This is a genomic window from Variovorax sp. 3319 (genome assembly GCF_031456585.1).
In the GTDB taxonomy this organism is placed as follows: domain Bacteria; phylum Pseudomonadota; class Gammaproteobacteria; order Burkholderiales; family Burkholderiaceae_C; genus Variovorax; species Variovorax paradoxus_P.
This window is the reverse complement of record NZ_JAVDUZ010000006.1, coordinates 218,925-242,503: the sequence shown is the minus strand read 5'-3', so window position 1 is coordinate 242,503 and position 23,579 is coordinate 218,925. Positions and strand designations below refer to the sequence as shown.

Annotated in this window: 20 protein-coding genes; 2 read left to right on the top strand and 18 right to left on the bottom strand. The window is 65.5% G+C overall.

Annotated elements, in window-relative coordinates; all coding sequences use genetic code 11:
* Positions 1-80: 80 nt before the first annotated feature.
* The 18 genes from ftsA to dksA all read right to left on the bottom strand — a co-directional run bounded on the left by ftsA (position 81) and on the right by dksA (position 21,224).
* A complete protein-coding gene (gene ftsA, locus J2X67_RS14475) occupies positions 81-1,310 on the bottom strand; it encodes a cell division protein FtsA (protein WP_007832444.1) in 1,230 nt (409 codons plus the stop codon).
* Positions 1,311-1,333: 23 nt separating this feature from the next.
* Positions 1,334-2,122, bottom strand: a complete 789-nt coding sequence (locus J2X67_RS14470; RefSeq protein ID WP_309953987.1) for a cell division protein FtsQ/DivIB — start codon at positions 2,120-2,122, stop codon at positions 1,334-1,336.
* A 2-nt stretch (positions 2,123-2,124) separates the two neighbouring features.
* Positions 2,125-3,096 carry a D-alanine--D-alanine ligase gene (locus tag J2X67_RS14465; protein ID WP_309953986.1) on the bottom strand — a complete coding sequence of 324 codons (972 nt, stop codon included), beginning with the start codon at positions 3,094-3,096 and terminating at the stop codon, positions 2,125-2,127.
* Complete coding sequence (murC, locus tag J2X67_RS14460) at positions 3,093-4,535, bottom strand: UDP-N-acetylmuramate--L-alanine ligase (protein ID WP_309953985.1); 1,443 nt, start codon at positions 4,533-4,535, stop codon at positions 3,093-3,095. The genes J2X67_RS14465 and murC overlap by 4 nt, the downstream gene beginning before the upstream one ends.
* On the bottom strand, positions 4,532-5,596 hold the full coding sequence (murG, locus tag J2X67_RS14455) for an undecaprenyldiphospho-muramoylpentapeptide beta-N-acetylglucosaminyltransferase (RefSeq protein ID WP_309953984.1): 1,065 nt from the start codon (positions 5,594-5,596) through the stop codon (positions 4,532-4,534). The genes murC and murG overlap by 4 nt, the downstream gene beginning before the upstream one ends.
* Positions 5,593-6,891 carry a putative lipid II flippase FtsW gene (gene ftsW / locus J2X67_RS14450; protein WP_409050496.1) on the bottom strand — a complete coding sequence of 433 codons (1,299 nt, stop codon included), beginning with the start codon at positions 6,889-6,891 and terminating at the stop codon, positions 5,593-5,595. The genes murG and ftsW overlap by 4 nt, the downstream gene beginning before the upstream one ends.
* Positions 6,888-9,005, bottom strand: coding sequence for a UDP-N-acetylmuramoyl-L-alanine--D-glutamate ligase (gene murD, locus J2X67_RS14445; protein WP_309953983.1), 2,118 nt, complete (start codon positions 9,003-9,005; stop codon positions 6,888-6,890). The genes ftsW and murD overlap by 4 nt, the downstream gene beginning before the upstream one ends.
* 7 nt (positions 9,006-9,012) lie before the next feature.
* The gene (gene mraY, locus J2X67_RS14440; protein ID WP_126747925.1) at positions 9,013-10,191 is read right to left on the bottom strand and encodes a phospho-N-acetylmuramoyl-pentapeptide-transferase; all 1,179 of its coding nucleotides are present in this window, start codon (positions 10,189-10,191) and stop codon (positions 9,013-9,015) included.
* Between the two features lie 15 nt (positions 10,192-10,206).
* Positions 10,207-11,649: a UDP-N-acetylmuramoyl-tripeptide--D-alanyl-D-alanine ligase gene (gene murF / locus J2X67_RS14435; protein WP_309953982.1), complete on the bottom strand. Its 1,443-nt coding sequence runs from the start codon at positions 11,647-11,649 to the stop codon at positions 10,207-10,209.
* Positions 11,646-13,208 (bottom strand): UDP-N-acetylmuramoyl-L-alanyl-D-glutamate--2,6-diaminopimelate ligase, encoded by a 1,563-nt coding sequence (locus J2X67_RS14430; protein ID WP_309953981.1) that lies wholly within the window; start codon positions 13,206-13,208, stop codon positions 11,646-11,648. Before J2X67_RS14430 ends, murF begins: the two co-directional genes overlap by 4 nt.
* Positions 13,209-13,210: 2 nt before the next feature.
* The gene (locus J2X67_RS14425) at positions 13,211-14,959 is read right to left on the bottom strand and encodes a penicillin-binding protein 2 (protein WP_309953980.1); all 1,749 of its coding nucleotides are present in this window, start codon (positions 14,957-14,959) and stop codon (positions 13,211-13,213) included.
* Positions 14,956-15,303 (bottom strand): cell division protein FtsL, encoded by a 348-nt coding sequence (ftsL, locus tag J2X67_RS14420; RefSeq protein WP_309953979.1) that lies wholly within the window; start codon positions 15,301-15,303, stop codon positions 14,956-14,958. The genes J2X67_RS14425 and ftsL overlap by 4 nt, the downstream gene beginning before the upstream one ends.
* Positions 15,300-16,223: a 16S rRNA (cytosine(1402)-N(4))-methyltransferase RsmH gene (gene rsmH / locus J2X67_RS14415; RefSeq protein WP_309953978.1), complete on the bottom strand. Its 924-nt coding sequence runs from the start codon at positions 16,221-16,223 to the stop codon at positions 15,300-15,302. Before rsmH ends, ftsL begins: the two co-directional genes overlap by 4 nt.
* An 8-nt stretch (positions 16,224-16,231) precedes the next feature.
* Positions 16,232-16,660 (bottom strand): division/cell wall cluster transcriptional repressor MraZ, encoded by a 429-nt coding sequence (gene mraZ, locus J2X67_RS14410; RefSeq protein ID WP_126747920.1) that lies wholly within the window; start codon positions 16,658-16,660, stop codon positions 16,232-16,234.
* Between the two features lie 269 nt (positions 16,661-16,929).
* Entirely contained in the window at positions 16,930-18,258 is a 1,329-nt protein-coding gene (gene hslU / locus J2X67_RS14405) for an ATP-dependent protease ATPase subunit HslU (protein ID WP_309953977.1), read from the bottom strand.
* 2 nt (positions 18,259-18,260) lie between these two features.
* Complete coding sequence (hslV, locus tag J2X67_RS14400; protein WP_026283873.1) at positions 18,261-18,806, bottom strand: ATP-dependent protease subunit HslV; 546 nt, start codon at positions 18,804-18,806, stop codon at positions 18,261-18,263.
* Between the two features lie 65 nt (positions 18,807-18,871).
* The gene (locus tag J2X67_RS14395; protein ID WP_309953976.1) at positions 18,872-20,551 is read right to left on the bottom strand and encodes an STAS domain-containing protein; all 1,680 of its coding nucleotides are present in this window, start codon (positions 20,549-20,551) and stop codon (positions 18,872-18,874) included.
* A 49-nt stretch (positions 20,552-20,600) separates the two neighbouring features.
* Entirely contained in the window at positions 20,601-21,224 is a 624-nt protein-coding gene (gene dksA / locus J2X67_RS14390; protein ID WP_012746056.1) for an RNA polymerase-binding protein DksA, read from the bottom strand.
* 13 nt (positions 21,225-21,237) lie between these two features.
* Between dksA and J2X67_RS27750 the strand changes: the two genes are divergently transcribed.
* Positions 21,238-21,678, top strand: a complete 441-nt coding sequence (locus J2X67_RS27750) for a hypothetical protein (RefSeq protein WP_409050495.1) — start codon at positions 21,238-21,240, stop codon at positions 21,676-21,678.
* Between the two features lie 300 nt (positions 21,679-21,978).
* Positions 21,979-23,472 (top strand): YdgA family protein, encoded by a 1,494-nt coding sequence (locus J2X67_RS14385; RefSeq protein ID WP_309953975.1) that lies wholly within the window; start codon positions 21,979-21,981, stop codon positions 23,470-23,472.
* Positions 23,473-23,579 lie beyond the last annotated feature (107 nt).

The window sequence follows — 23,579 nt, the reverse complement described above, 5'->3', positions numbered from 1 at the left end:
TGGACCTGTGCGCCGCCATCGCTCGTAGAAATGCAAGGGAGGACCGCCGCGTGCGAGCCAGAGTGGGGAGTGATTCATGGTCAGAAGTTCCCCACGATGAAGTCCTTGAAACGTCCGAACGCAGTCTTTACCGATCCGTTCTTCTGCGCGACCTTGAAGCCGCGCATGCGTGCGAAGCGCGCTTCCTCGAGCAAGCCCATCACGGTGGCTGCGCGCGGCTGTGCAACCATGTCGGACAGTGCGCTCGAATACTTCGGAATGCCGCGCCGCACGGGCTTCAAGAAGATGTCTTCACCCAGCTCGACCATGCCGGGCATCACCGCGCTGCCGCCCGTGAGCACCACGCCCGAAGACAGCACCTCTTCATAGCCCGACTCGCGCACCACCTGCTGCACGAGCGAGAAGATCTCCTCGATGCGTGGCTCGATCACACCGGCCAGCGCCTGCTTGCTCAGCATGCGCGGGCCGCGATCCCCAAGGCCGGGCACTTCCACCTGCGTGTCGGGGTCGGCCAGCAGTTGCTTGGCATAGCCGTTCTCGACCTTGATGTCTTCGGCGTCCTTGGTGGGTGTGCGCAGCGCCATGGCAATGTCGCTGGTAATGAGGTCGCCCGCAATCGGAATCACGGCCGTGTGGCGGATTGCGCCGTTGGTGAAGATCGCCACGTCGGTCGTGCCCGCGCCAATGTCCACCAGCACCACGCCGAGTTCGCGCTCGTCTTCGGTCAGCACCGCCTGGCTGGAGGCCAGCGGGTTCAGCATCAGCTGGTCGACCTCGAGCCCGCAGCGGCGCACGCACTTGATGATGTTCTCGGCCGCGCTCTGTGCGCCGGTCACGATGTGCACCTTGGCTTCGAGCCGCATGCCGCTCATGCCGATCGGCTCTTTCACGTCCTGGCCGTCGATCACGAACTCCTGCGGCTCCACCAGCAACAGGCGCTGGTCGCTCGAGATGTTGATGGCGCGCGCAGTTTCCACCACGCGGGCCACATCGGCCGGCGTCACTTCCTTGTCCTTCACCGCCACCATGCCGCTCGAATTGATGCCGCGGATGTGGCTGCCGGTAATGCCCGTGTAGACGCGGCTGATCTTGCAGTCGGCCATCAGCTCGGCCTCCTTCAAGGCCTGCTGGATGCTTTGAACAGTCGCATCGATGTTCACCACCACGCCGCGCTTCAGGCCGTTGCTCGGCGCAATGCCGAGTCCGGCCAGCTTGAGTTCGCCGCCGGGCAGCACCTCGGCCACCACCACCATCACCTTGGCGGTGCCAATGTCGAGTCCGACAACCAGGTCTTTGTATTCTTTGGGCATTGAATGTCCTCGGTATTCGCTATTTACTTCTTCTTGGTCTTCGGGTCGGTAACGACCGTGGTGACGCCACGAAGGCGCAACGCATAGGCGTCGTTGTGCCGCAGATCGGCCCCTTCGACGTCCGCCGCGGTGCGGTGGTATTGGCCCGCGACCTGGGTCACGGTCTTCAGGAAACGTTGCGCACGCGCAGCCACTTCTTCGGGCTGGCCGCGGCCAAGCTCGATTTCTGCGCCGCTGTTCAGCACCACCTTCCAGCTGCCCCGGCTCGAGAGCGTGAGCTCGTCGACGCTGAAGTCGTAGGGCTGGAAGATCGGCGCAATCACCCGGTACATGCCCAGCACCTGGCCGGCCTGCTCGATGGGGCCATCCAGGCGCGGCAGGCGGTCGTCCACCTCGGCCACGTTGGCTTCGAACACATCGCCGAAGCCGTTGATCAGCTTCGAGCCCGCTTCGTCGCCCCAGTTGGCCACGGGCACCTGCTCGGTCAGTGTCACGCGCAGCTTGTTCGGAAACTCGCGCCGCACCACCGCCTTGCGCACCCAGGGCACCGACTCGAAGGCTGTTCTCGCGCGGGCAAGATCGACCGTGAAGAAGTTGCCCGAAAGCTGGGGCGCCACATTCGCGCGCAGGGTCACTTCGTTGTTGTGCGTCACGTCACCGTCGACCTTGATCCCGGCAATGGGAAAGAAAGGCTGCCGCAGCACCCACCATGCACCCGCCGCCAGCAGCATGAGTGCCACCACCGCGAACGCGAGGTTCGAGACGATGTTCATGAGCTTGACGTCGAAAGGCGCGGGGATGCTGTCGGCCATGGCTATTGCGCTCCCCCCTTGGCGTCCAGAGAGGCCGATGCCAGCACGCGCAGGCACAGGTCTTCGTAGGCAATGCCCGATGCGCGCGCCGACATCGGCACGAGCGAATGGCTGGTCATGCCGGGGGACGTGTTCATCTCGAGCAGGAAGGGCTTGCGGTCGCTCGCGCGAATCATCACGTCGGCACGGCCCCAGCCGCGGCAGCCGAGCGTGCGGTAGGCAGCGAGCGTGATGCGCTGGATTTCATACTCTTCGGCTTGCGGCAGGCCGCTTGGGCAGTGGTACTTCACGTCGTCGGTGAAGTACTTGTTCTGGTAGTCGTAGGCACCTTCGGGCGCGGCAATGCGCACCACCGGCAAGGCGTGCGCATCGAGGCCGCTGCCGAGCACGGCGCAGGTCACTTCCTCGCCCTCGATGAACTCCTCGCACAGCACGTCGGCGTCGTACCTGGCCGAAAGCGCGACGGCGTCTTGCATCTGCGAGTAGCCCTCCACCTTGGTCACGCCAATCGAGGAACCTTCGCGCGGCGGCTTCACGATAAGCGGCAGCCCCAGCACGTCGGGCACGGCGCGGATCTGCTCGCGGCTTTGCTGGTCGAAGGCCAAGCGCACATACTTGGGCGTCGGCAGTCCGTCGGCCTGCCAGATACGCTTGGTCATGACCTTGTCCATGGCCACGCTCGAAGCCATCACGCCTGAGCCGGTGTAGGGAATACCAAGCAACTCGAGCGCGCCCTGCACCGTTCCGTCTTCGCCATGCCGACCGTGCAGCGCAATGAAGCAACGCGCGAAGCCGTCGCGCCGAAGCTCGACCAGATCGCGCTCGGCCGGATCGAATGCGTGCGCATCGACTCCGCGCGAACGCAGCGCCTCGAGTACGCCGTTGCCGGACATGAGGGAAATTTCGCGCTCGGCGGAGCTTCCACCGAACAGCACGGCAACCTTGCCGAATTGCTTTGGATCTTGAAGAGTCATGGGGCAACCTCCGCGCCGCTAGCCGCGGTGGCAATTTCGACAACCTTGGCCGGCACCGCACCAATGGAGCCCGCACCCATGCAAAGCACCACGTCGCCGGCGCGCGCGTTGTCCACAATGGCCTGTGGCATGGCATTGATGTCGTCCACGAACACCGGCTCCAGCTTGCCGGCCACGCGGAGGGCGCGCGCCAGCGAGCGGCCATCGGCGGCCACGATGGGCGGCTCGCCCGCTGCATACACCTCGCCCAGCAATACGGCGTCGGCGTTGCCGATGACTTTCACGAAGTCTTCGAAGCAGTCGCGCGTGCGGGTGTAGCGGTGCGGCTGAAAGGCCAGCACCAGCCGGCGGCCTGGGAACGCGCCGCGCGCGGCGGCAATGGTCGCGGCCATTTCGACCGGGTGGTGCCCGTAGTCGTCGATCACGGTGTAGGTGCCCGGTGCGTCTACGCCCGCCTGGCCCTGCACGGCAACTTCGCCATAGCTCTGGAAGCGGCGGCCCACGCCCTTGAAGCCGGCCAGCCCGCGCTGCACTGCCTCGTCGGGAATACCAAGCTCCACCGCCACCGCGATCACCGACAGCGCGTTGCGCACGTTGTGCTCGCCAGGCAGGTTCAGCACGATGGGCAGGTCGGGCAGCGTGACGCCGTTGCGGCGCTGCGCCGTGAAATGCATTTGCCCGCCCACGGCGCGCACGTCTACCGCGCGCACCTGCGCGCCTTCGTCGAAACCGTAGCTGGTGACCGGGCAGGTGACCTCGCCCACGATGTCGCGCACCGCCGGATCGTCGGTGCACAAGATCGCCACGCCATAGAACGGCATGCGGTGCAGGAAATCGACGAACGCCTTCTTGAGCTTCGCGAAGTCGTGCCCGTAGGTTTCCATGTGGTCGGCGTCGATGTTCGTGACCACCGCCATGATGGGCAGCAGGTTCAGGAACGAAGCGTCGGATTCGTCGGCCTCCACCACGATGTAGTCGCCGCTGCCGAGCTGCGCGTTGGCGCCGGCGCTGTTGAGGCGCCCGCCGATCACGAAGGTCGGGTCGAGCCCCGCGGCTTCGAGCACGCTTGCCACCAGGCTGGTGGTGGTGGTCTTGCCGTGCGTGCCTGCAATGGCAATGCCCTGCTTCAGACGCATCAGTTCGGCCAGCATCATGGCGCGTGGCACCACCGGAATGCGCTTTTCTCGCGCCGCAAGAACTTCAGGGTTGTCCGACTGCACCGCGGTAGACGTGACGACCGCGTCGGCGCCCTCGATGTGCGCGGCGGCATGCCCAACGAAGGTACCGATGCCCAGGCTGGCGAGCCGCCGCAGCGTGGCGCTGTCGGCAAGGTCGGAACCCGTGATGCGGTAACCCAGGTTGAGCAGCACCTCGGCAATGCCGCTCATGCCCGAGCCGCCGATGCCTACGAAGTGGATATGACGAATTGCATGCTTCACTTGGCAAGCTCCTCGCAGGCGCGGACGACCGCCTCGACGGCTTCGGTCTTCTGCATGGTTTTGGCCTTGGCGGCCTTATCGATCAGCGCAGTGCGCTCGGTTTTCTGTAGCAAGTCAGCCAGCAATTCAGGTGTGAGGTCGGTCTGCTGCACCAGCCAGCCGCCGCCCGCATCGACGAGGAAGCGCGCGTTGGTGGTCTGGTGGTCGTCGACCGCCGAAGGAAAAGGCACGAACAGCGCTGCTGCGCCGACGGCCGCGATTTCTGTGACGGTGCTGGCCCCGGCGCGCGCGACGATGATGTCGGCGTCTGCATAGGCCTGCGCGGTGTCTTCGATGAACGGCGTGAGCTCGCCCTCGACACCGGCCGCGGCGTAGTTGGCGCGCAGTTCGTCGATCTGCTTGGCGCCGCTCTGGTGCAGCACCCGCGGGCGGGTGCCCGGCTCGATGCGCGCGAGCGCCTGCGGCACCACGGCATTGAGCGCCTTGGCGCCCAGGCTGCCGCCAACCACCAACAGTCGGAGCGGACCGCTGCGGCCCGCAAAGCGCACGGCCGGGGCAGGTTGCGACGTGAACGCCGCGCGCAGCGGATTGCCCACCCACTGCGCTTTCTTGAGTACGTTGGGGAAAGCGGTGAACACGCGATCGGCCACGCCCGCGAGAACCTTGTTGGCAAGGCCTGCGACCGAGTTCTGCTCATGCAGCACGAGCGGCTTGTTGAGCAGCACGCTCATCATTCCGCCCGGAAATGTGATGTAGCCCCCAAGGCCCACCACCACATTGGGCTTGACGCGGCGCACCACGCCAAAGCTTTGCCAGAAGGCGCGCAAGAGCCGCAGCGGCAGCAGGAACAGCGTGAGCGGCCCCTTGCCGCGCACGCCGCCAAACTGGACCGGCTCAAAGGCAAAGCCGCGAGGCGGTACCAGTTTTTCTTCCATGCTGCCGGGCGCGCCCAGCCAGTGCACGCGCCAGCCGCGCTCGCGCAAGGCCTCGGCGACCGCGAGCCCTGGAAAGATGTGGCCACCGGTGCCGCCGGCCATGACGAGTGCGGTGCGGCCGGTCATATGCGGCCTCCGCGCATCAGCACACGATTTTCATAATCGATACGAAGCACCACCGCCAGCGCCACGAGGTTCATCAGGATGGCCGAGCCGCCAAAGCTCATCAGCGGCAGCGTCAGCCCCTTTGTCGGCAGCGCGCCCAGGTTCACACCCATGTTGATGAAGGCCTGAAAGCCGATCCACACCCCCACGCCCTGGGCCACGAGCCCCGAGAACACGCGGTCCAGCGCAATCGCCTGGCGGCCGATGTGCATGATGCGGCGGGTCAGCCAGAGGAACATGCCGATGATCAGCAGCACGCCGACCAGGCCGAACTCTTCGCCGATCACCGCCAGCAGGAAGTCGGTGTGCGCCTCGGGCAGCCAGTGCAGCTTTTCGACGCTGCCGCCCAGGCCCACGCCGAAGATCTCGCCGCGGCCGATGGCAATGAGCGAGTGCGAAAGCTGGTAGCCCTTGCCCAGCGCATGCTCCTCGCTCCACGGATCGAGGTAGGCAAAAATGCGCTCGCGCCGCCATGGGCTGGTGGCAACGATGGTGCCGAAGGCCACCACCACCAGGGCGGCAATGACGAAGAACATGCGCGCGTTCACGCCGCCCAAAAACAGGATGCCCATGGCAATCACGGCAATCACCATGAAGGCACCCATGTCGGGCTCGGCCATGACCAGCATGCCCACCACCACCACGGCAATGCCCATGGGCAGCACGGCGCGGAAGAAGCGCTCCTTGATTTCCATCTTGCGCACCATGTAGCTCGCGGCATAGAGCACCATTGCGAGCTTGGCGAGTTCGGACGGCTGAAAGCGCATGAAGCCAAGCGGCAGCCACCGGCGCGCGCCGTTCACGTTGATGCCGATGTGCGGAATGAGCACCGCCACCAGCAGCAGCAGCGAGGCCACGAAGAGCCAGGGCGCGGAACGCTCCCAGGTCTTCATCGGAATTTGAAAGGCCAGCAGGGCTGCGACGAACGCAAACGCCACCGAGGCCGCATGCCGGGTGAGAAAGAACACCGGGCCATAGCCCGCACGTGCGAAGCGCGGGTTGTCCGGCAGCGCTATGGAGGCCGAGTACACCATCACCAAGCCCCAGGTGAGCAACGCGACAGTCACCCAGACCAATGCCTGGTCGAAACCCAGCACGCGCATTGGCGCGGCCTTGGTCTGCGTGATGCCGGCGCCGCCCAGCCGCACCGGCAGGTGCATGGGCAAGGCGTCGATGCCGCTGCGCGCGCGCCCGAACCAGCCGCCGAAACGGCGGGGCTTGGTGTTGGGCGTGGCGCCGGCGGTTGCAGTGTTCAAACCGGGTCTCCCGAAGAAAAGTCGGAATCGTTCGACGAGGCCGCTTCGCGCGGGTTGTCCGCCAGCGTTTGCACGGCTTCGCGAAACACCGCTGCGCGATGCTCGTAGTCCTTGAACATGTCGAAGCTCGCACAGGCTGGTGACAGCAGCACGGCATCGCCCGGGTTCGCGCGCGCGGCGGCCAGGTTGACGGCCTCTTCCATCGAACCGGCGTGCATGAGCGAAACGCCGGTGGAAGCCAGCGCCTGCTCGATCAGCGGCGCATCGCGGCCGATGAGCACCACGGCGCGTGCGAACTGGCGCACGGGCTCCGCGAGCGGATCGAAGTCTTGCCCCTTGCCCTCGCCGCCAAGAATGATCACCACGCGCCGGTCTTCGCCAAGGCCGTTCAGCGCGGCAACGGTGGCGCCCACATTCGTGCCCTTGCTGTCGTCGAAGTATTCGACATCGTCCACCAGCGCGACCGGTTCGACGCGATGCGGTTCGCCGCGGTACTCGCGCAAGCCGTAAAGCATGGGGCCGAGCGGGCAATCGGCGGCGCTGGCAAGGGCAAGCGCCGCGAGGGCGTTCATTGCGTTGTGGCGCCCGCGGATGCGCAAGGCGTCGGCGGGCATCAGGCGCTGGAGAAAGATTTCTTCTTCGACCACCGCGCCGCGCTTGCGCTTTTGCGTTTCGTCGGCCTCTAGCGCGCGCACCAGCCAGGCCATGCCGTTGACACGCTCGATACCGTAGTCGCCAGGACGAAGCGGCATTGCGCTGCCGAAAGTAATGTGAGTGCGAATCTGCGGACGCTGCAGCTTGACCCTGACAGGCGCGGGCAGCATCGCCATCACACCCGGGTCGTCGCGGTTCAGCACCATGAGGCCCTGCGCGCCGAAGATGCGTGCCTTGGCCGATGCATAGGCAGGCATGTCGCCATGCCAGTCGAGATGGTCCTGCGTGAGGTTGAGCACCGTTGCGGCGGTGGGCTCGAAGCCCTGCACGCCGTCAAGCTGGAAGCTCGAGAGTTCGAGCACCCACACGTCGGGCAGCGTCTCGGCGTCGATGTGCTCCGCCAGGGTGTCGAGCAGCGTTGGGCCGATGTTGCCCGCCACGGCCACGGTCTTGCCGGCGCGCTCGACGAGCTGGCCGGTGAGCGCCGTGACGGTGGTCTTGCCGTTGGTGCCGGTGATGGCGAGCACGGCGGGCGTGTAGCCCTTGGGGGCAGGCGGCTCTTCGATCGGCACCAAGGGGAGCTGGGCCGTCGGCTCTTCCTCGACGGCCGCGGAAGCCGGGTTGGAGGCGGCGAGCTCGGCAATCTTGGCAACGAACTCTGCGGCTTCCCTGGCCGCTGTAGGCACGTAGGGCTTGCCGGTGCTCGGCAGCCTGGATGCAGCGGCGGGCCCCGGCGACGCGGCGGGCGCGTCCAGCGGTTGTTCCGCAGGTGCTTCGTCCGCTGGCGGCAAGACAGGAACGCTCAGCGAGGGATCGCGCGGCATGGCTTCGGCCATCGCGGGGACGGGTTCGCCCTCCGGCTCGCCCTGGACTGGCTCGGCCGGGTCAGGCACTTCGGAAGGCGCCTCCGCGGCTTCGGCTGCCTCCGGAGCCGCTGCCGACTCGGGAGGAACGCCGGCCTGCTCGACAGGCGCAGCGGCTTCCGCCGGCTCGGCGTCCAGCGCCAGCTCGGCCTGTGCTTCGGGCTCGGCGACTTCCACGGGCGGCTCTGCGACGGGCTCAACCTCGGCCGGAGTTTCAGCTTCAGGGTCCGCTTCCGCCGCCGGTACTTCGACGGTTCGCAGATCCTGCAGCGCACGCGCAAAGAGATCGAGTTCTCCGCCGACCGGCAGTCCCACGGCTCGCGCCGCATCGGCGACCGGTGCAATCGTGGCGGGCGAAAGGCCCGGCGAACGGTAGATGGCCCGGATCGGCGTGCCTTCGATCAGCGCAGCCGAGAACGGTCCGCCGACAAAGGTCACCTCGGGCAGCTCCGCGCGCAGTGTTGCAAGCAGCGCGGGCGCCTCACGCGTATCGGCCACGGTCACGTGCGCGCCGTGGCGTGCGCACCAGCGCGCCATCGCCAGCCCGGACGCACCAAGGCCGAGGATCAATACGGGGAGGTCTTTCAGGTGTCGCATGTGCCCGTTACCGCAGCTTCAGCGTTGAAAGACCCACGAGGCACAGCAGCATCGTGATGATCCAGAAGCGCACCACGACCTGCGTCTCGCGCCAGCCGCTTTTCTCGAAGTGGTGGTGCAGCGGCGCCATCTTGAGCACGCGGCGGCCTTCGCCGTAGCGCTTCTTGGTGTACTTGAAGTACATGACCTGCGCCATCACCGAGATCGCCTCGACCACGAAGATGCCGCCCATGATGAAGAACACGATCTCCTGGCGCACGATGACCGCGATGGTGCCCAGCGCGCCGCCGAGCGCGAGCGCGCCCACGTCGCCCATGAAGACCTGTGCCGGATGGGTGTTGAACCAGAGAAACGCAAGGCCCGCACCGGCCATTGCCGAGCAGAACACCAGCAGTTCGCCCGAGCCCGGAATGTTGGGGAACAGCAGGTACTTGGAGTACACGGCGCTGCCCGTGACGTAGGCGAACACGCCCAGCGCAGAGCCCACCATCACCACCGGCATGATCGCCAGGCCGTCCAGGCCATCGGTCAGGTTGACGGCATTGCTCGCGCCCACGATCACCAGGTACGTCAGCACCACAAAGCCGATGCCGCCCAGCGGATAGCTCACCTCCTTGAAGAACGGCACCAGCAGGTTGATCTTTGGCGGAAAGTCGAGGTCGAAGCCCGACTGCACCCAGGCAAAGAACAGTTGCAGCACGCGCCAGTTGGAGCTTTCCGAAATGCTGAACAGAAGGTAGAAGCCCGCAATCAGGCCGACCACCGACTGCCAGAAATACTTCTCGCGCGAGCGCATGCCTTCCGGGTCTTTGCGCACCACTTTGCGCCAGTCGTCTACCCAGCCGATGGCGCCGAAGCCCATGGTCACCCACAGGACGATCCAGACAAAACGGTTCGACAGGTCGAACCACAGCAGCGTGGCAAAGGCGATGGCGAACAGCACCAGCACACCGCCCATGGTCGGCGTGCCGCTCTTGGTCAGGTGCGTTTCCATTCCATAGCCGCGCACCGGCTGGCCGATCTTCAAGGCCGCGAGGCGACGAATCACATAGGGGCCGGCGACCAGGCCGACCACCAGGGCAGTCAGCGAAGCCATCAGCGCACGGAACGTGAGGTACTGAAAAACGCGCAAGAACCCGAACTCGGGCGAAAGTGTTTGCAGCCACTGGGCCAGGCTCATCAGCATGTTGTCTTGCTCGGCTCATGCGTCATGACCGGCCTCCTTTTGTTGTTGTGATTGCTCGATGGCCTGCACCACCCGCTCCATCTTCATGAAGCGCGAGCCCTTGACCAGCACGCTGCCGACCTGCGGCAAACGCGCCAGCACCGCAGCGTTGAGCGCGTCGATTCCTTCGAAGTGCCGGCCGTCATTGCCGTGCTCGCCGCTGCTTGCACCGCCGAACGCGGCAATACTGTGCGCGGTTTCTGCGCCCAGCGCGTACACGGTCTCGATACCGCGCTGCCGCGCCCAGTCGCCGACTTCGGCATGGAATTCGGCCGCGCGGTTGCCCACCTCGCCCATGTCGCCGAGCACCAGCAGGCGCGGGCCCGGCAATGCGGCAAGCACGTCGATGGCGGCGCGCACGGAATCGGGGTTGGCGTTGTAGCTGTCGTCAACGAGCGTGATCGGGTGCCCGCCGGGCAGCACGACCTCGCTTGCCTTGGAGCGGCCCTTCACCGGCTGGAAGCTTGTGAGACCCGCCGCTATGGCTTGCAGCGGAACACCGGCCGCAAGCGCACAGGCGGTGGCAGCAAGCGCATTGACCACGTTGTGCCGGCCCGCAATGTGCAGGCGTGCATCGAAGTTGCCAAGCGGCGTGCGCACATGCACCTGCCACGCGCCCTGCTGCCATTCGGCACCCACCAGCGAAATGTCGGCGTCCGGCTGCTCGCCGAAGGTCATGCAGCGGCGCGGCGCACCGTCGTGCGCCATGCCGTTCCACAGCGGCGTGAACTCGTCGCCGTGGGGAAACACCGCGGTGCCGCCCTCGGGCAAGAAGGAAAACACCGCGCCGTTCTCGCGCGCCACCGCATCGACCGTGGCCATGAACTCGAGGTGCTCGCGCTGGGCGTTGTTGACCAGTGCAATCGTCGGGCGTGCAATGGCTGCGAGGCGTGCAATTTCGCCCGGATGGTTCATGCCAAGCTCGACCACCGCGAGCTGGTGCTTGGCACGCAGCCGCAGCAACGTGAGCGGCACGCCGATTTCGTTGTTAAAGTTGCCGGCCGTCGCCAATGCGCGATCCGCCCTGAAGGCAACCAGGATGGCCGCGATCATTTGCGTGACCGTGGTCTTGCCGTTGCTGCCGGTCACGGCGATCAGCGGCAAATCGAACTGCGCGCGCCAGCGAGCGCCCAGCGCGCCCAGCGCCGCAAGCGAATCCGGCACTTCGAGGCCGGCAAGGCCTGCAGCCTCCAGCCCATGGTGCGCAAGCGCAGCGACGGCGCCTTGCGCCTTGGCATCGGCCAGGAACTCGTTGGCATCGAAGCGCTCGCCCTTGAGCGCCACGAACAAGTCGCCCGCGGACAGCGTGCGGGTGTCGGTGTGGACGCGGGAAATGGTGGTTCTGGCGTCGCCCACCAGTCGCGCACCCGGAATCCATTGCTGCGCCTGGCCCAGCGTAAGCATCATCGGCTCGCTCATGCGGCACCTCGCTTGGCCAGCGCATCCTGCGCGTGAGCCCGGTCGGAAAACGGAATGCGCTGGCCGGCAATTTCCTGCCAGGCTTCATGGCCCTTGCCGGCGATGAGCACCACGTCTTGCGGCGCTGCCTGCGCAATGGCGTCGGCAATGGCGGCCGCGCGGTCGGGCTGCACTTGCGCAGCCTCCGGGCGCGACAAGCCGAGCAGCACCTGGCTGATGATCGCGTCGGGGTTCTCGCTGCGCGGGTTATCGCTGGTCACGATCACGTGGTCGGCCTGGCGTTCGGCCACTGCCGCCATCATCGGGCGCTTGATCGGATCTCGGTCTCCGCCGCAGCCGAACAGGCACCACAGCGCGCCGCCGCGCTGCTGTGCGAGCGGTCGCAAGCCGGCCAGGGCCTTGTCGAGCGCGTCCGGCGTGTGGGCGTAGTCGACCACCGCCAGCGGCGCGCCTGCACCGGCGCTCACGCGCTCCATGCGCCCCGGCACGCTGCCAAGATTGGCGCATGCCGCCACGGCCTGCGCCAGCGTAAGGCCGAGCGCGCGCAGCGTGCCCAGCACGCCCAGCAGGTTGGCCACGTTGTACTGGCCGATCAGCCCGGTCGAAATGCGTTCGACCGAATCGGTGCCGTGTTCGGCCACCGAGAACTGCAGCCCCTGCGCGTCGTAGCCGACGTCGCGCGCCATCAGGCGCGCCGGTGCGCCGGCGGCAGAAACAGTCCACACGTCGAGCGCGCCTACGCCCGCTTCGATCAGGTTTGCGCACAAGCTGGCGCCATGCACGTCGTCGATGTTGATCACCGCTGCGCGCAGTGCGGGCCAGCGGAACAGCTCGGCCTTGGCTTGCCAGTAGGCCTCCATGCTGCCGTGGTAGTCGAGGTGGTCCTGCGTGAAATTGGTGAACACGGCCACCGCAATGCGCGCGCCGTCGAGCCGCCGTTCGGCAATGCCGATCGACGAAGCCTCGACGGCGCAAGCACCGAAGCCGCGTTCGACCAGGGCGCGCAGTTCGCGCTGCATCATGACCGGGTCTGGCGTGGTAAGACCGGTGTAGGTGAGCTCCGGCGGCACGCCAATGCCCAGCGTACCCATGACCGCGCAGGGCGACGGCACACAGCGCTCGGCGCTGCCGTCGAGCCGCAAGGTGCGAACGCCGCCGGGCACGGTCAAGGTCGAAAGCGCTTCGGCGAGCCACCAGGCAGTGGAGGTCTTGCCGTTGGTGCCGGTAACGGCCAGTAATTCGAGCGCGGCCGAAGGGTTGCCGTAGAACGCCGAGGCAATGGGGCCCGTGGCCGCCTTGAGCCCCGGGTAGCTAGCGATGCGGTCGCTGAATTCGCCGCTGTCGAAGCCGAAAGCTTCGACGCCGTCGTGTTCGACCAGGCAGGCTGCAGCGCCCTGCGCCAATGCGGCCGCCACGTGCTTGCGCCCGTCGGTTGCTGCACCGGGCCATGCAATGAAGCCGTCGCCGGCGCCGACCGGCCGGCTGTCCGCATGCAGCGCACCCTGCACGCGCTCCTGGAGCCAGAGCGCGGCGAGTTGGGGGGATGTGAGTGTCAGCATGCTCAGAAGCTCTCGTCGACGCCTTGCGTCACCACCAGGGGTTTGACGGCAAGGTCGGGCGGAACGTTCATCATGCGCAGGGTCTGCTGCACGACTTCGCTGAAAACAGGCGCGGCGGCCACGCCGCCGAAGTACTGGCCGTCGCTCGGCTCGTCGATCATTACGCCGACGATGATTCGCGGCTTTTCAATTGGCGCCATGCCGGTGAACCACGCCCGATATTTGTTGCTTGCGTAACCTTTGCCAACCTGCTTGTGCGCCGTGCCCGACTTGCCGCCGACCGAATAGCCGATGGTTTGCGCGCGCGTTCCCGTGCCGCCCGGCCCCGCAGCCATCTGCAGCATCTTGCGCACCGCCAGTGCGTTCGACGGTGAGAACACCCGCACGCCCACGGGCGACTCGGTGTTCTTGAGGATGGTGACCGGAATGATCGCGCCGTCGTGCGCAAACGCTGTGTATGAATGCGCCATTTGAAACAGCGATGCAGACAGGCCGTAGCCGTAGGCCATAGTCGCCTGCTCGACCGGCTTCCAGGTCTTCCAGGGGCGCAGGCGCCCGGTCACCGCGCCGGGAAACTGGATCTGCGGCTTCTGGCCGTAGCCGAGCGCGGTGTAGGTGTCCCACATTTCGTGCGGTGACATCTTCTGCGCGATCTTCAGCGCACCGACGTTGCTCGACTTCTGGATGACGCCTTCGACAGTGAGCGTGCCGTAGTTGTGCGTGTCGCTGATGGTGAAGCCGCCCATCTGGTAGCGGCCCGGCGAGGTCTCGATGAGCGTGGACGGCTTCACGCGGCCGGCTTCCAGGGCCATGGCCACGGTGATCGGCTTCATGGTCGAGCCGGGCTCGAAGGTGTCGGTGAGCGCGCGGTTGCGCAGCTGCTCGCCGGTCAGGTTCTGCCGCTTGTCGGGCACATAGCTAGGGTAGTTGGCAAGCGCCAGCACTTCGCCGGTTACTGCGTCGAGCACCACCACGCTGCCCGCCTTGGCCTTGCGCGCGGTTACGGCGTCGCGCAGCTTTTGATAGGCAAAGAACTGCACCTTGCTGTCGACGCTCAGCTGGATGTCCTTGCCGTCGACCGGCGGCACCTGCTCGCCCACGCCCTCGACCACGCGGCCCAGGCGGTCCTTGATGACGCGGCGCGAGCCGGCCTTGCCGGCCAGTTCCTTGTTGAAGGAAAGCTCGATGCCTTCTTGCCCGTTGTCTTCGACGTTGGTGAAGCCCACCACGTGAGCGGCAGCCTCGCCCTCGGGATATTGGCGCTTGTATTCCTTGCGCTGGTAGATGCCCTTGAGGTTGAGCGCAGCAATCTGCTTGGCAATGGGTTCATCGACCTGCCGCTTGATCCAGACGAAGGTCTTGTCTTCGTCCTCGAGCTTCTTGTCGAAGTCTTTCTGCGGCATTTCGAGCAGCTTGGCCACCTGCTTGAGCTTGGCGCGCACCTCGGGGTCGTCGCGCTCGATGTCTTCCGGAATGGCCCAGATGCTCGGCGCCACCACGCTGGAGGCCAGGATGAGCCCGTTGCGGTCAAGAATGCGCCCGCGGTTTGCCGGCAGCTCCAGCGTGCGCGCAAAGCGCACTTCGCCCTGCCGCTGGAAGAAGCTGTTGTTGAAGACCTGCACGTACGCAGCCCGGCCTGCCAGCATGACAAAGCCGAGCGCAATGCCGGCCACGATGAACTTGCTGCGCCAGACCGGCGTCTTGCTCGCGAGCAAGGGGCTGGTGGTGTAGCGAACGCTGCGGCGGCTCATCGCTGGGCCCTCGCCACAGGCTTAGGCGCCGGACCGGCCGGCGGCGCGGGCGGCGGGGCCACCACGGCCGGAATCACGGTGCCGTCAGGCCGCACGTATTGCGTGATGGCCGGCGTCGTGGTGCGCATCTGCAGCTGCTCTTTCGCGAGCTTTTCCACGCGCAACGGCGTGGCCTGGGCGCGCTTTTCGACCTGCAGGCGATCGTGGTCGAGCTCGAGGCGCCGCGCCTCCTGCTGGGTGCGGTCGAGTTCGGTGTACAGCTGGCGCGACAGGTACTGCGTGTGCACGAGGTACAGCGCCGTCGAAATGACGGCCATCAGAAGGAGCAGGTTGAGCCGCGTCATGCTGCCCCTGTGCGTTCGGCCACACGCAGAATGGCGCTGCGCGAGCGCGGATTGCCGCTGACCTCCTCGGCCGAAGGCTTGATGCGCTCGAGCGCATTGAGCTTCATGACCTTGGGCGCCGCAAAGGGCGCACGGCGGTCGTACACCTCCTTGGAGTGCTTGGCGATGAACTGCTTCACGATGCGGTCTTCCAGCGAGTGGAAGCTGATCACCGCGAGCCGCCCGCCGGGCTGCAGCACCGAAAGGCTCGCCTCTAGCGCCTGTTGCAGCTCTTCAAGCTCGGCGTTGATGAAAATCCGAAAAGCCTGAAATGTGCGCGTTGCAGGGTTCTGGCCCTGCTCGCGGGTTTTGACCGTGCCAGCCACGAGCTCGGCCAATTCGGTGGTGGTTGAAATTGCGCCCCGTTCTTGTCTGCGAGCAACAATCGCCTTTGCAATCTGAACAGCAAACCGTTCTTCGCCATAGTCACGGATCACCTCTGCAATCTGCTGAAGTTCGGCTGTTGCCAGCCATTCGGCCACGCTCTCGCCGCGCGTGGTATCCATGCGCATGTCGAGCGGGCCGTCGAAACGAAAACTGAAACCGCGCATCGGGTTGTCGATTTGCGGCGAACTCACGCCCAGGTCCATCAGCACACCCGCCACGCTGGCGTCGGGCAACTCACCCAGCGAACGGAATCCCTGGTGCCGGATGGAAAAACGCGCATCCGAGATGCGCGCTGCTTCGGCCACTGCTTCCGCATCCTTGTCGAATGCGATCAGCCTGCCTTCCGGTGCCAGCCTCGCGAGAATCGCACGCGAGTGCCCTCCACGTCCGAACGTTGCGTCCACGTAGGTGCCGGTCGCCGCCATGCTGCCGGAAAGAAGGGCTTCCACCGCTTCGTTCAGCAAGACGGTTGTATGAATCCATGGAGTGTTCACACAAGCCCTCAGAACGCGAAGTCCTGAAACACATCGGGCATCTCGCCCTGGGTGGCCTCGGCCTCCTTGGCCTCGTACGTGGCCTTGTCCCAGAGTTCGAAATGGTTGCCCATGCCCAACAGCAGCGTTTCACGCGTGATGCCGGTGGCCGCGCGCAGTTCGGGCGACACGAGGATGCGGCCGGTGCCGTCCATCTCGACGTCCATTGCGTTGCCAAGAAATACGCGCTTCCACCACTGCGCCGACATTGGCAGTGCGGCGATGCGCTCGCGAAATTTCTCCCACTCGGGCCGCGGGAACACCATGAGGCATCCGTGCGGATGCTTGGTGATGGTGAGCTGGCCGTTCGCCGTCGCGCTCAGGACGTCACGATGCCGGGTCGGCACGGAGAGCCGCCCCTTGGCATCGAGACTGAGCGATGAAGCGCCTTGAAACACGACCAGGACCTTTGTGTTGGGAATGCCGCGGCACCCGAAAGAGGCACCATCCGCACTTTTTCCCACTTAACTGCACTTTTTTGCACTGTAGCAGGAAACACTTCACGCGCAACTGGTCGTTGGTGGTATTTTTTGTAATGGAATCAACGACTTAGCGCCGATTTCCAAAGCTGGAAACCGGCGAATTTCGTTGAAAAAGAAGCACTTAGCTCACGCAATGAATGTAGTGCGTGAAGCGCAGCCCCGTAACAGGGGCTGCAAAGCGGCGTTCAGAGGATGAAGCGCGAAAGGTCTTCGTCGTGACTTAGTGCCGCAAGGCGCTCGTCGACGTAGGCGGCATCTATGCGGATGGTCTGTCCCTCGATGCGCGTGGCGTCGAAGCTTACCTCATCGAGCAGGCGTTCCATCACGGTCGACAAACGGCGTGCACCGATGTTCTCGGTGCGCTCGTTCACTTCGAAGGCAATGGCCGCAAGGCGGTTGACTCCTTCGGGCGTGAAGTCGAGCGTGACGCCTTCGGTGGCAAGCAGCGCCTGGTACTGCTTGACCAGCGATGCGCGCGTTTGCGTGAGGATGCTTTCGAAGTCCGCCACCGAGAGCGATTGCAGCTCGACGCGAATCGGAAAGCGCCCCTGCAGCTCGGGAATCAAGTCGCTCGGCTTGCTCAGGTGAAAGGCGCCGCTCGCAATGAAAAGCATATGGTCGGTGCGCACCACGCCGTACTTGGTGGTGACGGCCGTGCCCTCGACCAATGGCAGCAGGTCGCGCTGCACGCCCTGGCGCGACACGTCGGAGCCCTGGGCTTCGCTGCGCGTGGCGACCTTGTCTATCTCGTCGATGAAGACGATGCCGTTCTGCTCGGCGTTGGTGATGGCCTGGGCGCGAATTTCGTCTTCGTTCACCAGCTTGGCCGCCTCTTCGTCGATCAAGAGGCGCATGGCCTCGGCGATCTTGAGCTTGCGGGTCTTGCGCTTGCCTCCACCGAGCTGGCCGAACATGCCGCGCAGTTGCTCGGTCATTTCCTCCATGCCCGCGGGGCCCATGATCTCGAGCGGGGCGCGAGTCTCGGCAAGATCGAGTTCGATCTCCTTGTCGTCCAACTGGTGTTCGCGCAGCTTCTTGCGAAAGGCCTGCCGGGTGGGGTTGGGGCCGTCCAGCGCCGGGGTAGCGCCATCGGCAACGCGTGCGGGTGGCAGCAACACATCGAGGATGCGGTCCTCCGCGGCGTCTTCGGCACGGGCGCGCACCTTGGCGCTTTCGGCCTCCCGAGTTTGCTTGACGGCAATTTCGGCCAGGTCTCGAATGATCGAATCGACGTCCTTGCCCACATAGCCCACCTCGGTGAACTTGGTCGCCTCGACCTTGATGAAAGGCGCGTCGGCCAGCCGTGCAAGGCGGCGTGCAATTTCGGTCTTGCCCACACCCGTGGGACCGATCATGAGAATGTTCTTCGGCGTGATCTCGGTGCGAAGCTTTTCTTCGACCTGCTGGCGGCGCCAGCGGTTGCGCAGCGCAATGGCCACGGCGCGCTTGGCGGCCGGCTGTCCGACGATGTGGTTGTCCAGCTCGGAGACGATTTCCTGGGGGGTCATGGACATGGTCAGAGCGCTTCCACCGTGTGGTTCATGTTCGTGTAAATGCAGATTTCCCCAGCTATCGCCAGCGATTTGCGCACAATTTGCTCAGCCGTGAGATCGGTGTTGTCGATCAGCGCCTTGGCAGCCGACTGGGCATATGCGCCGCCCGAGCCGATGGCAATCACGCCGTCTTCGGGCTCCAGCACGTCGCCGTTGCCAGTAATGATGAGAGAGGTGGTGGCATCGGCCACGGCCAGCATGGCCTCGAGCTTGCGCAGCACCCGGTCGGTGCGCCAGTCTTTGGTGAGTTCGACCGCGGCGCGGGTCAGGTGGCCCTGGTGCTTTTCAAGCTTGGCCTCGAAACGCTCGAAGAGCGTGAAGGCGTCGGCGGTGGCGCCGGCAAAGCCAGCCAGCACCTTGCCGTGATAGAGCCGCCGCACTTTGCGCGCCGTGCCCTTGATGACGATATTGCCGAGAGTGACCTGCCCGTCCCCGCCAATGGCGACTTGGTCGCCCTGGGGGGTCTTGCGGCGCACGCTCACGATGGTGGTGCCGTGAAACTGTTCCATCGAAGCCATCTGGGGACGCCCCAAGGCAATGCAACCCCGCGCGCGTGCAAGTCGCGCGACGGAAGTTAGTTCTTACGAACCGCTACCGTGGCGTGGTCGGCAATGCCAACCAGGTCGAAAAGCGCCGCAATCAGGCGGTGGGCGTCCACAAACTGGACCCGCTCGCCCTGGGCGTCGCGTGCGCGCACCCAGCTCAGCAGCGTGCCGGCTGCGGCAAGGTCCATGCGCAGCAGCGCCGCACATGAAATGACCGGGGCGGTGGTGTTGCGCAGGTCGACATCCAGCCGCTGGAGGCTCGAATGCGCCTCGCCGCGAAGGTCGCCGGCGAGCGCGGCAAAGCCGCTGTCGGTCGAAGGAAAACTGGATTCGCCGTTGACGGACAGCAGCGACCACACGGAGCCCGCCCCCGACCGGCCCGTCTCCGGTGCCTCGATGGTGGTGCATTCGCCATTCGGGTCTTGCCAGGCCGGCGGCGAAACCTCGTAGGTAATGCAGTAGTTGAGCGCCACCAGCTCGAAGTCGTCCGGCTGGTTCATCATGCGCAGCGTTGCCAGGTGCAGTTGCCACCAGACGTCTTCGGTGCTGCGCTCGTTGTTGGGCGTTGCCTCGGCCAGCACCGCAAGCAGCTTTGCCGAACCAATGAAACGCAGCTTGACCGGCGAATTGGCCCAATGGGTGAACAGCACGCGCAGTGGCGAGGCGGCATCGGCCTCGACGGCGGCCAGGGCGCGCCAATCGAGCGTCCAGATGGCGCCGGCCTGCGACAACGCACGCGTGAGATTGACCAACCCGTCGCGCGACAGGCGCGCGGGGCACACCCAGTCGGCACTCGTCGGAGCCAACTCGGCGAACTCGCTGGCGGCCACTGCCTGCACGTCGCGCGCCAGTTCGTCGAGCGGCACCCAGTCGGGGCCCATGCGCTTCATGCGCTGCGCATAGCGCATGCGAGCGGCGGCAAAGCGGGTGGCGTCGCCGGTGGCGCGGTACAGGTCGAACAATGCGCGCCATCGCGTCTCGTCGCGCTCGGCGGCGGCATGGTCGCCCTCGGCGCCGGCACTCTCGGAGGCCAGGGCCTGCAGAAGAATGGCTTCGGCGCCGGTGTCGTCGCCATCCGCAAATCGGATCACGGCCTCTTCCAGCGCGCTGTCGCGCGCAAGCCGGGCCGTCAGCAACGAGGTGTCGTCGACCCCGGGGCTTGCCGCAAGCGGAGCCGCAGCGGGCGCAGGAGCCGCAGCGGCAGCTTCTGCAGCCGTGGCTGGCGCCGCCCCAAAAGTAGGCGCCGCGAGCAAGCTGGCTACCTCGGCTTCGTCCATGGGCGGGGGCAGGGTCTCGGCGCCGGCTTCAGGCGGCGCATTGGCCAGCACCTCGCCATTGGGGCCGCGGCCCTTCCACCACTGCTGCGACATCTGCTCCTCGATCTCGTCGATCTTCTTGAGCGTGAGTGCGCGTCCCTCGGACTTTTCCGTGGTGGTGTTCATGTTGAAGGACGACGGCGTGACCGTTCCTTCGAACGCATGAGCGGCCGCTTCGCGTTGCCGGAGCTTGCGGAGCATGTCGAACTCGCGCCGGCGCACAAAGTCGTTGCGCTGGCGGCGCTCGATCATCTCCTTGAGCATTTCCCGGCTGTAAGCCTGGTCAGGGAGCGTTGAATCGGCGGCCGCATTCAGCTCCGACCAATCCTTCAGGGGATTGCGGACGAACTTCGCCACCTTCGACAGGAGGCGGCCCGTTTCTTCCTTAGCCATCTACAGGAATTTCGACGCGAGCTTGGATCTTTTGGCCTTGGCTCTGTGCTTAGTCCCCGAACATCTTCTGCTTGAGTTCGCGGCGCTGCTGCGCTTCAAGCGACAGCGTGGCCGTGGGGCGAGCCAGCAGGCGGCCGACGCCGATGGGTTCGCCGGTTTCGTCGCAGTAGCCGTAGTCGCCGGCATCGATGCGCTGGATCGACTGCTCGATCTTCTTGAGCAGCTTGCGCTCGCGGTCGCGCGTGCGCAGCTCGAGTGCGTGTTCTTCCTCGATGGTGGCGCGGTCGGCCGGATCGGGCACCACCACGGTGTCTTCGCGCAGGTGCTCGGTGGTTTCACCGGCGTTTTCGAGAATGCCGCGCTTGAGCTCGACCAGCTTCAGGCGGAAGAACGCCATCTGCTTTTCGTTCATGTACTCGGAGTCGGGCATGGCGATGACCTCGGCGTCGGTCAACTCGGCAGCCGACTTGGCTTTCCAGTTGTTGGCGAGCTTGGGGTCTTTCTTGACCGCGACGGGAGGGGGCGGCACCAGCGCGTTGGAGGGCGCCTGCGAGAAAGAAGACTTGGCAGCGGTGGAGGCCACCGATTGCGGCATGGAAGGCACGGTCAGCTGCGACAGCCGGGACACGCGGCCACCTCGCGCGGGGGCGGGTGCGGCGGTCTGAGCGGGCATCGAAGGTGTCGCCGTGGCGGAAGAAGAGGCGGCAGCCGTTTTTTTCATTGGTATCGGAGGGGCAGAAGTAACGGCAGCAGTGCGGCCGACAGTTTTGGATGGCGGTAGACCCGCATCTGCAGTTTTGGTTGCACTCCTGGCCGGGGCGGATGCCTCCGGCGGCGCAGCAGACTTTGCAGGCTTGACGGGCTTCGTTGCAACGGTCGCGGCCTTGGCCGTTGGCGTTGCTGGCTTCTTTGGAGCGCTTTTTTCTTTCGTGGCCGGAGCTTTTGCAGCGGAAGAGATCTTTTTTGCCGCGGGTACAGCCGGCTTTGCAGCCACCGCTTTGGTGGCGGCGGACTTGGTTGCTGGCATTGCCTTGGCGGCGGGTTTCTTCACGGTGACTGGCTCCTTGAACGAACTGGAACGCGCTTTCACTGGGTGTCTCCTCCCAAGGGAACCACTGCGGGGTTGAGGCCCCGGGCTCCACATTGTCGGAGTGCTCGCAGCGACGAACCCCGGGGTTATACCCCCGAAAGCCCGCCAGAAACTTGCGGCGCCCCCTGCCGTAGGCCACATCTCGCCCTTAAAACGAAAGCGTGGCTGCCGGAACAGGCGCGCGATTGTATAGAGAACTCAAAACAGAAGGGAGATGCGCCTGCAAACCGCTTACGTCCGTTAGCATCGCCGGCGTTGCCGGAGGGGGCAACAAGACCTGCCGAGCCCACCGGGCCCGGCGGGTCGATCCGATCATTCATACAAAAGAGAAGAAATCTTGAGCAAAAAAGCAGTTTTGGGCACGCTGGCCGCAGCCATCGCCGTTGCCTACGGTGGCAGCACCTGGTTGGCGGGCTCCAAAGTCAAGTCCAGCTACGAAGCCGCCCTGGAGGAGTTGCCAAAGCAGACCGCGCTGGTGCGCGTGATCGATCGCAAATACGAAAGCGGATTCTTTGGCGCGGTCAGCACCGTGACATTCGAGTTCGGATGCGCAGCCGATACCTCGGCCGCACAGGTGCCCGCTGTCGCCAAGCCTGCCAAGCCCGCCGAGGGCGATGAAGAAGACGAAGAAGCCGAGGCCGAGGCCGAAAGCGCGCCCTTCAAGCCCGTGCGCATTACCGTGCGCGACACCATCCACCACGGCCCGATTGCCGGCGGCACGCTGGCCGCCGCAACGATCGACAGCGAACTGGTGCTCGACGTGAAGGCCCAGGCCGAAGCCGAAAAACTCTTCGGCAAAGCCAAGCCCCTCACGGCCCACACCAAGGTGGCGTTCAACGGCGGCTATGCCACCGACCTGACCGTGGCGCCGATCAAGCTGGCCGAAGAAGGCAAGGGCCAGTTCACCTGGCAAGGTGCGCAAATGCGCGCCGAGATGAACGGCGCGCGTACCCAGGTGAACTACAGCCTGGCGATGCCGGGCCTGGACTTGACCGATACGCGCACCGGCGTGACCCTGAAAATGGGCAAGCTGGCCGGCAAGGCCGACATGAACAAGAGCGAAGGCTGGATCCTGGCCACGGGCAAGACCGAGGCCCGCCTCGACAGCTTCGAATTTGCGGCGCCCAAGGGCCTGGGTGCGGGCGGCAGCGGCAAGCCGCTTCCCACCGTGCTGCTGCAGAACATCGACATGATTGCCGACGCCAATATCAAGGATGGCCTCTACGAATCCATTGGCACCATCAAGGGCACCGGCAAGGTTGGCGAGACGAAGATCGACAAGTTCGAAATGACCAGCGGCGGGCGCCGCATTCATGCCGCCGGCTACAAGAAGCTGGCCGATGCCTGGATGCAGTCGGCCGCCGTCAACGGCTGCGGCAAGGGCGGCAGCAAGGCGTCGCAGGCCGCCATGCAGGCGCTGATGGACCAGCTGGCTCCCGACCTCAAGGCCATGGCCAAGTACAACCCCGAACTCGGCGTCGACAAGATGCTGGTCGAAATTGGCGGCAAGCGCGGCGAAATCAGCTACACGGCCGGATTGGTCGGCGTGACCGACGAAGACCTGAAGGAACCCGGCATGGCGCTCCTGATGAAGCGCGGCGTGCTCAAGGCCAGCGTGCGGCTGCCGATGCAATGGCTGGAGCAGGTTGCCGCCACCGGCGCTGAAAGCGGCCAACTGCCGCCGCCCGAAATGGTGGCAGGCCTGGTCGAGCAAGGCGAAGGCATGGGCTTCGTCAAGCGCGACGGCACCGACATCACCAGCCAGGTGGAGTACAGCGAAGGCAACCTGAAGGTCAACGGCAAGCCGCTGGGCGGCATGGCCGGCAAGTAAGCCTCGGGGGCCTCCCTCCCCCGCTGGGGGAGGGCTGGGGTGGTGGCACGACGACCTTTAAGAAAGCACGGCGCCCAATCGAGGGCCTGCCCCCATCCCCACCTTCC

What these genes read in the sequence shown, in the direction of transcription:
- hslV (WP_026283873.1), bottom strand. Translation starts at nt 18,806, where the DNA reads ATGGAACAGTTTCACGGCACCACCATCGTGAGCGTGCGCCGCAAGACC.
- J2X67_RS14430 (WP_309953981.1), bottom strand. Translation starts at nt 13,208, where the DNA reads ATGCTGACACTCACATCCCCCCAACTCGCCGCGCTCTGGCTCCAGGAG.
- mraY (WP_126747925.1), bottom strand. Translation starts at nt 10,191, where the DNA reads ATGCTGATGAGCCTGGCCCAGTGGCTGCAAACACTTTCGCCCGAGTTC.
- murG (WP_309953984.1), bottom strand. Translation starts at nt 5,596, where the DNA reads ATGACCGGCCGCACCGCACTCGTCATGGCCGGCGGCACCGGTGGCCAC.
- dksA (WP_012746056.1), bottom strand. Translation starts at nt 21,224, where the DNA reads ATGCCCGCTCAGACCGCCGCACCCGCCCCCGCGCGAGGTGGCCGCGTG.
- ftsA (WP_007832444.1), bottom strand. Translation starts at nt 1,310, where the DNA reads ATGCCCAAAGAATACAAAGACCTGGTTGTCGGACTCGACATTGGCACC.
- J2X67_RS14425 (WP_309953980.1), bottom strand. Translation starts at nt 14,959, where the DNA reads ATGAGCCGCCGCAGCGTTCGCTACACCACCAGCCCCTTGCTCGCGAGC.
- murD (WP_309953983.1), bottom strand. Translation starts at nt 9,005, where the DNA reads ATGCGACACCTGAAAGACCTCCCCGTATTGATCCTCGGCCTTGGTGCG.
- hslU (WP_309953977.1), bottom strand. Translation starts at nt 18,258, where the DNA reads ATGTCCATGACCCCCCAGGAAATCGTCTCCGAGCTGGACAACCACATC.
- J2X67_RS14470 (WP_309953987.1), bottom strand. Translation starts at nt 2,122, where the DNA reads ATGGCCGACAGCATCCCCGCGCCTTTCGACGTCAAGCTCATGAACATC.
- J2X67_RS14465 (WP_309953986.1), bottom strand. Translation starts at nt 3,096, where the DNA reads ATGACTCTTCAAGATCCAAAGCAATTCGGCAAGGTTGCCGTGCTGTTC.
- murF (WP_309953982.1), bottom strand. Translation starts at nt 11,649, where the DNA reads ATGAGCGAGCCGATGATGCTTACGCTGGGCCAGGCGCAGCAATGGATT.
- ftsL (WP_309953979.1), bottom strand. Translation starts at nt 15,303, where the DNA reads ATGACGCGGCTCAACCTGCTCCTTCTGATGGCCGTCATTTCGACGGCG.
- J2X67_RS14395 (WP_309953976.1), bottom strand. Translation starts at nt 20,551, where the DNA reads ATGGCTAAGGAAGAAACGGGCCGCCTCCTGTCGAAGGTGGCGAAGTTC.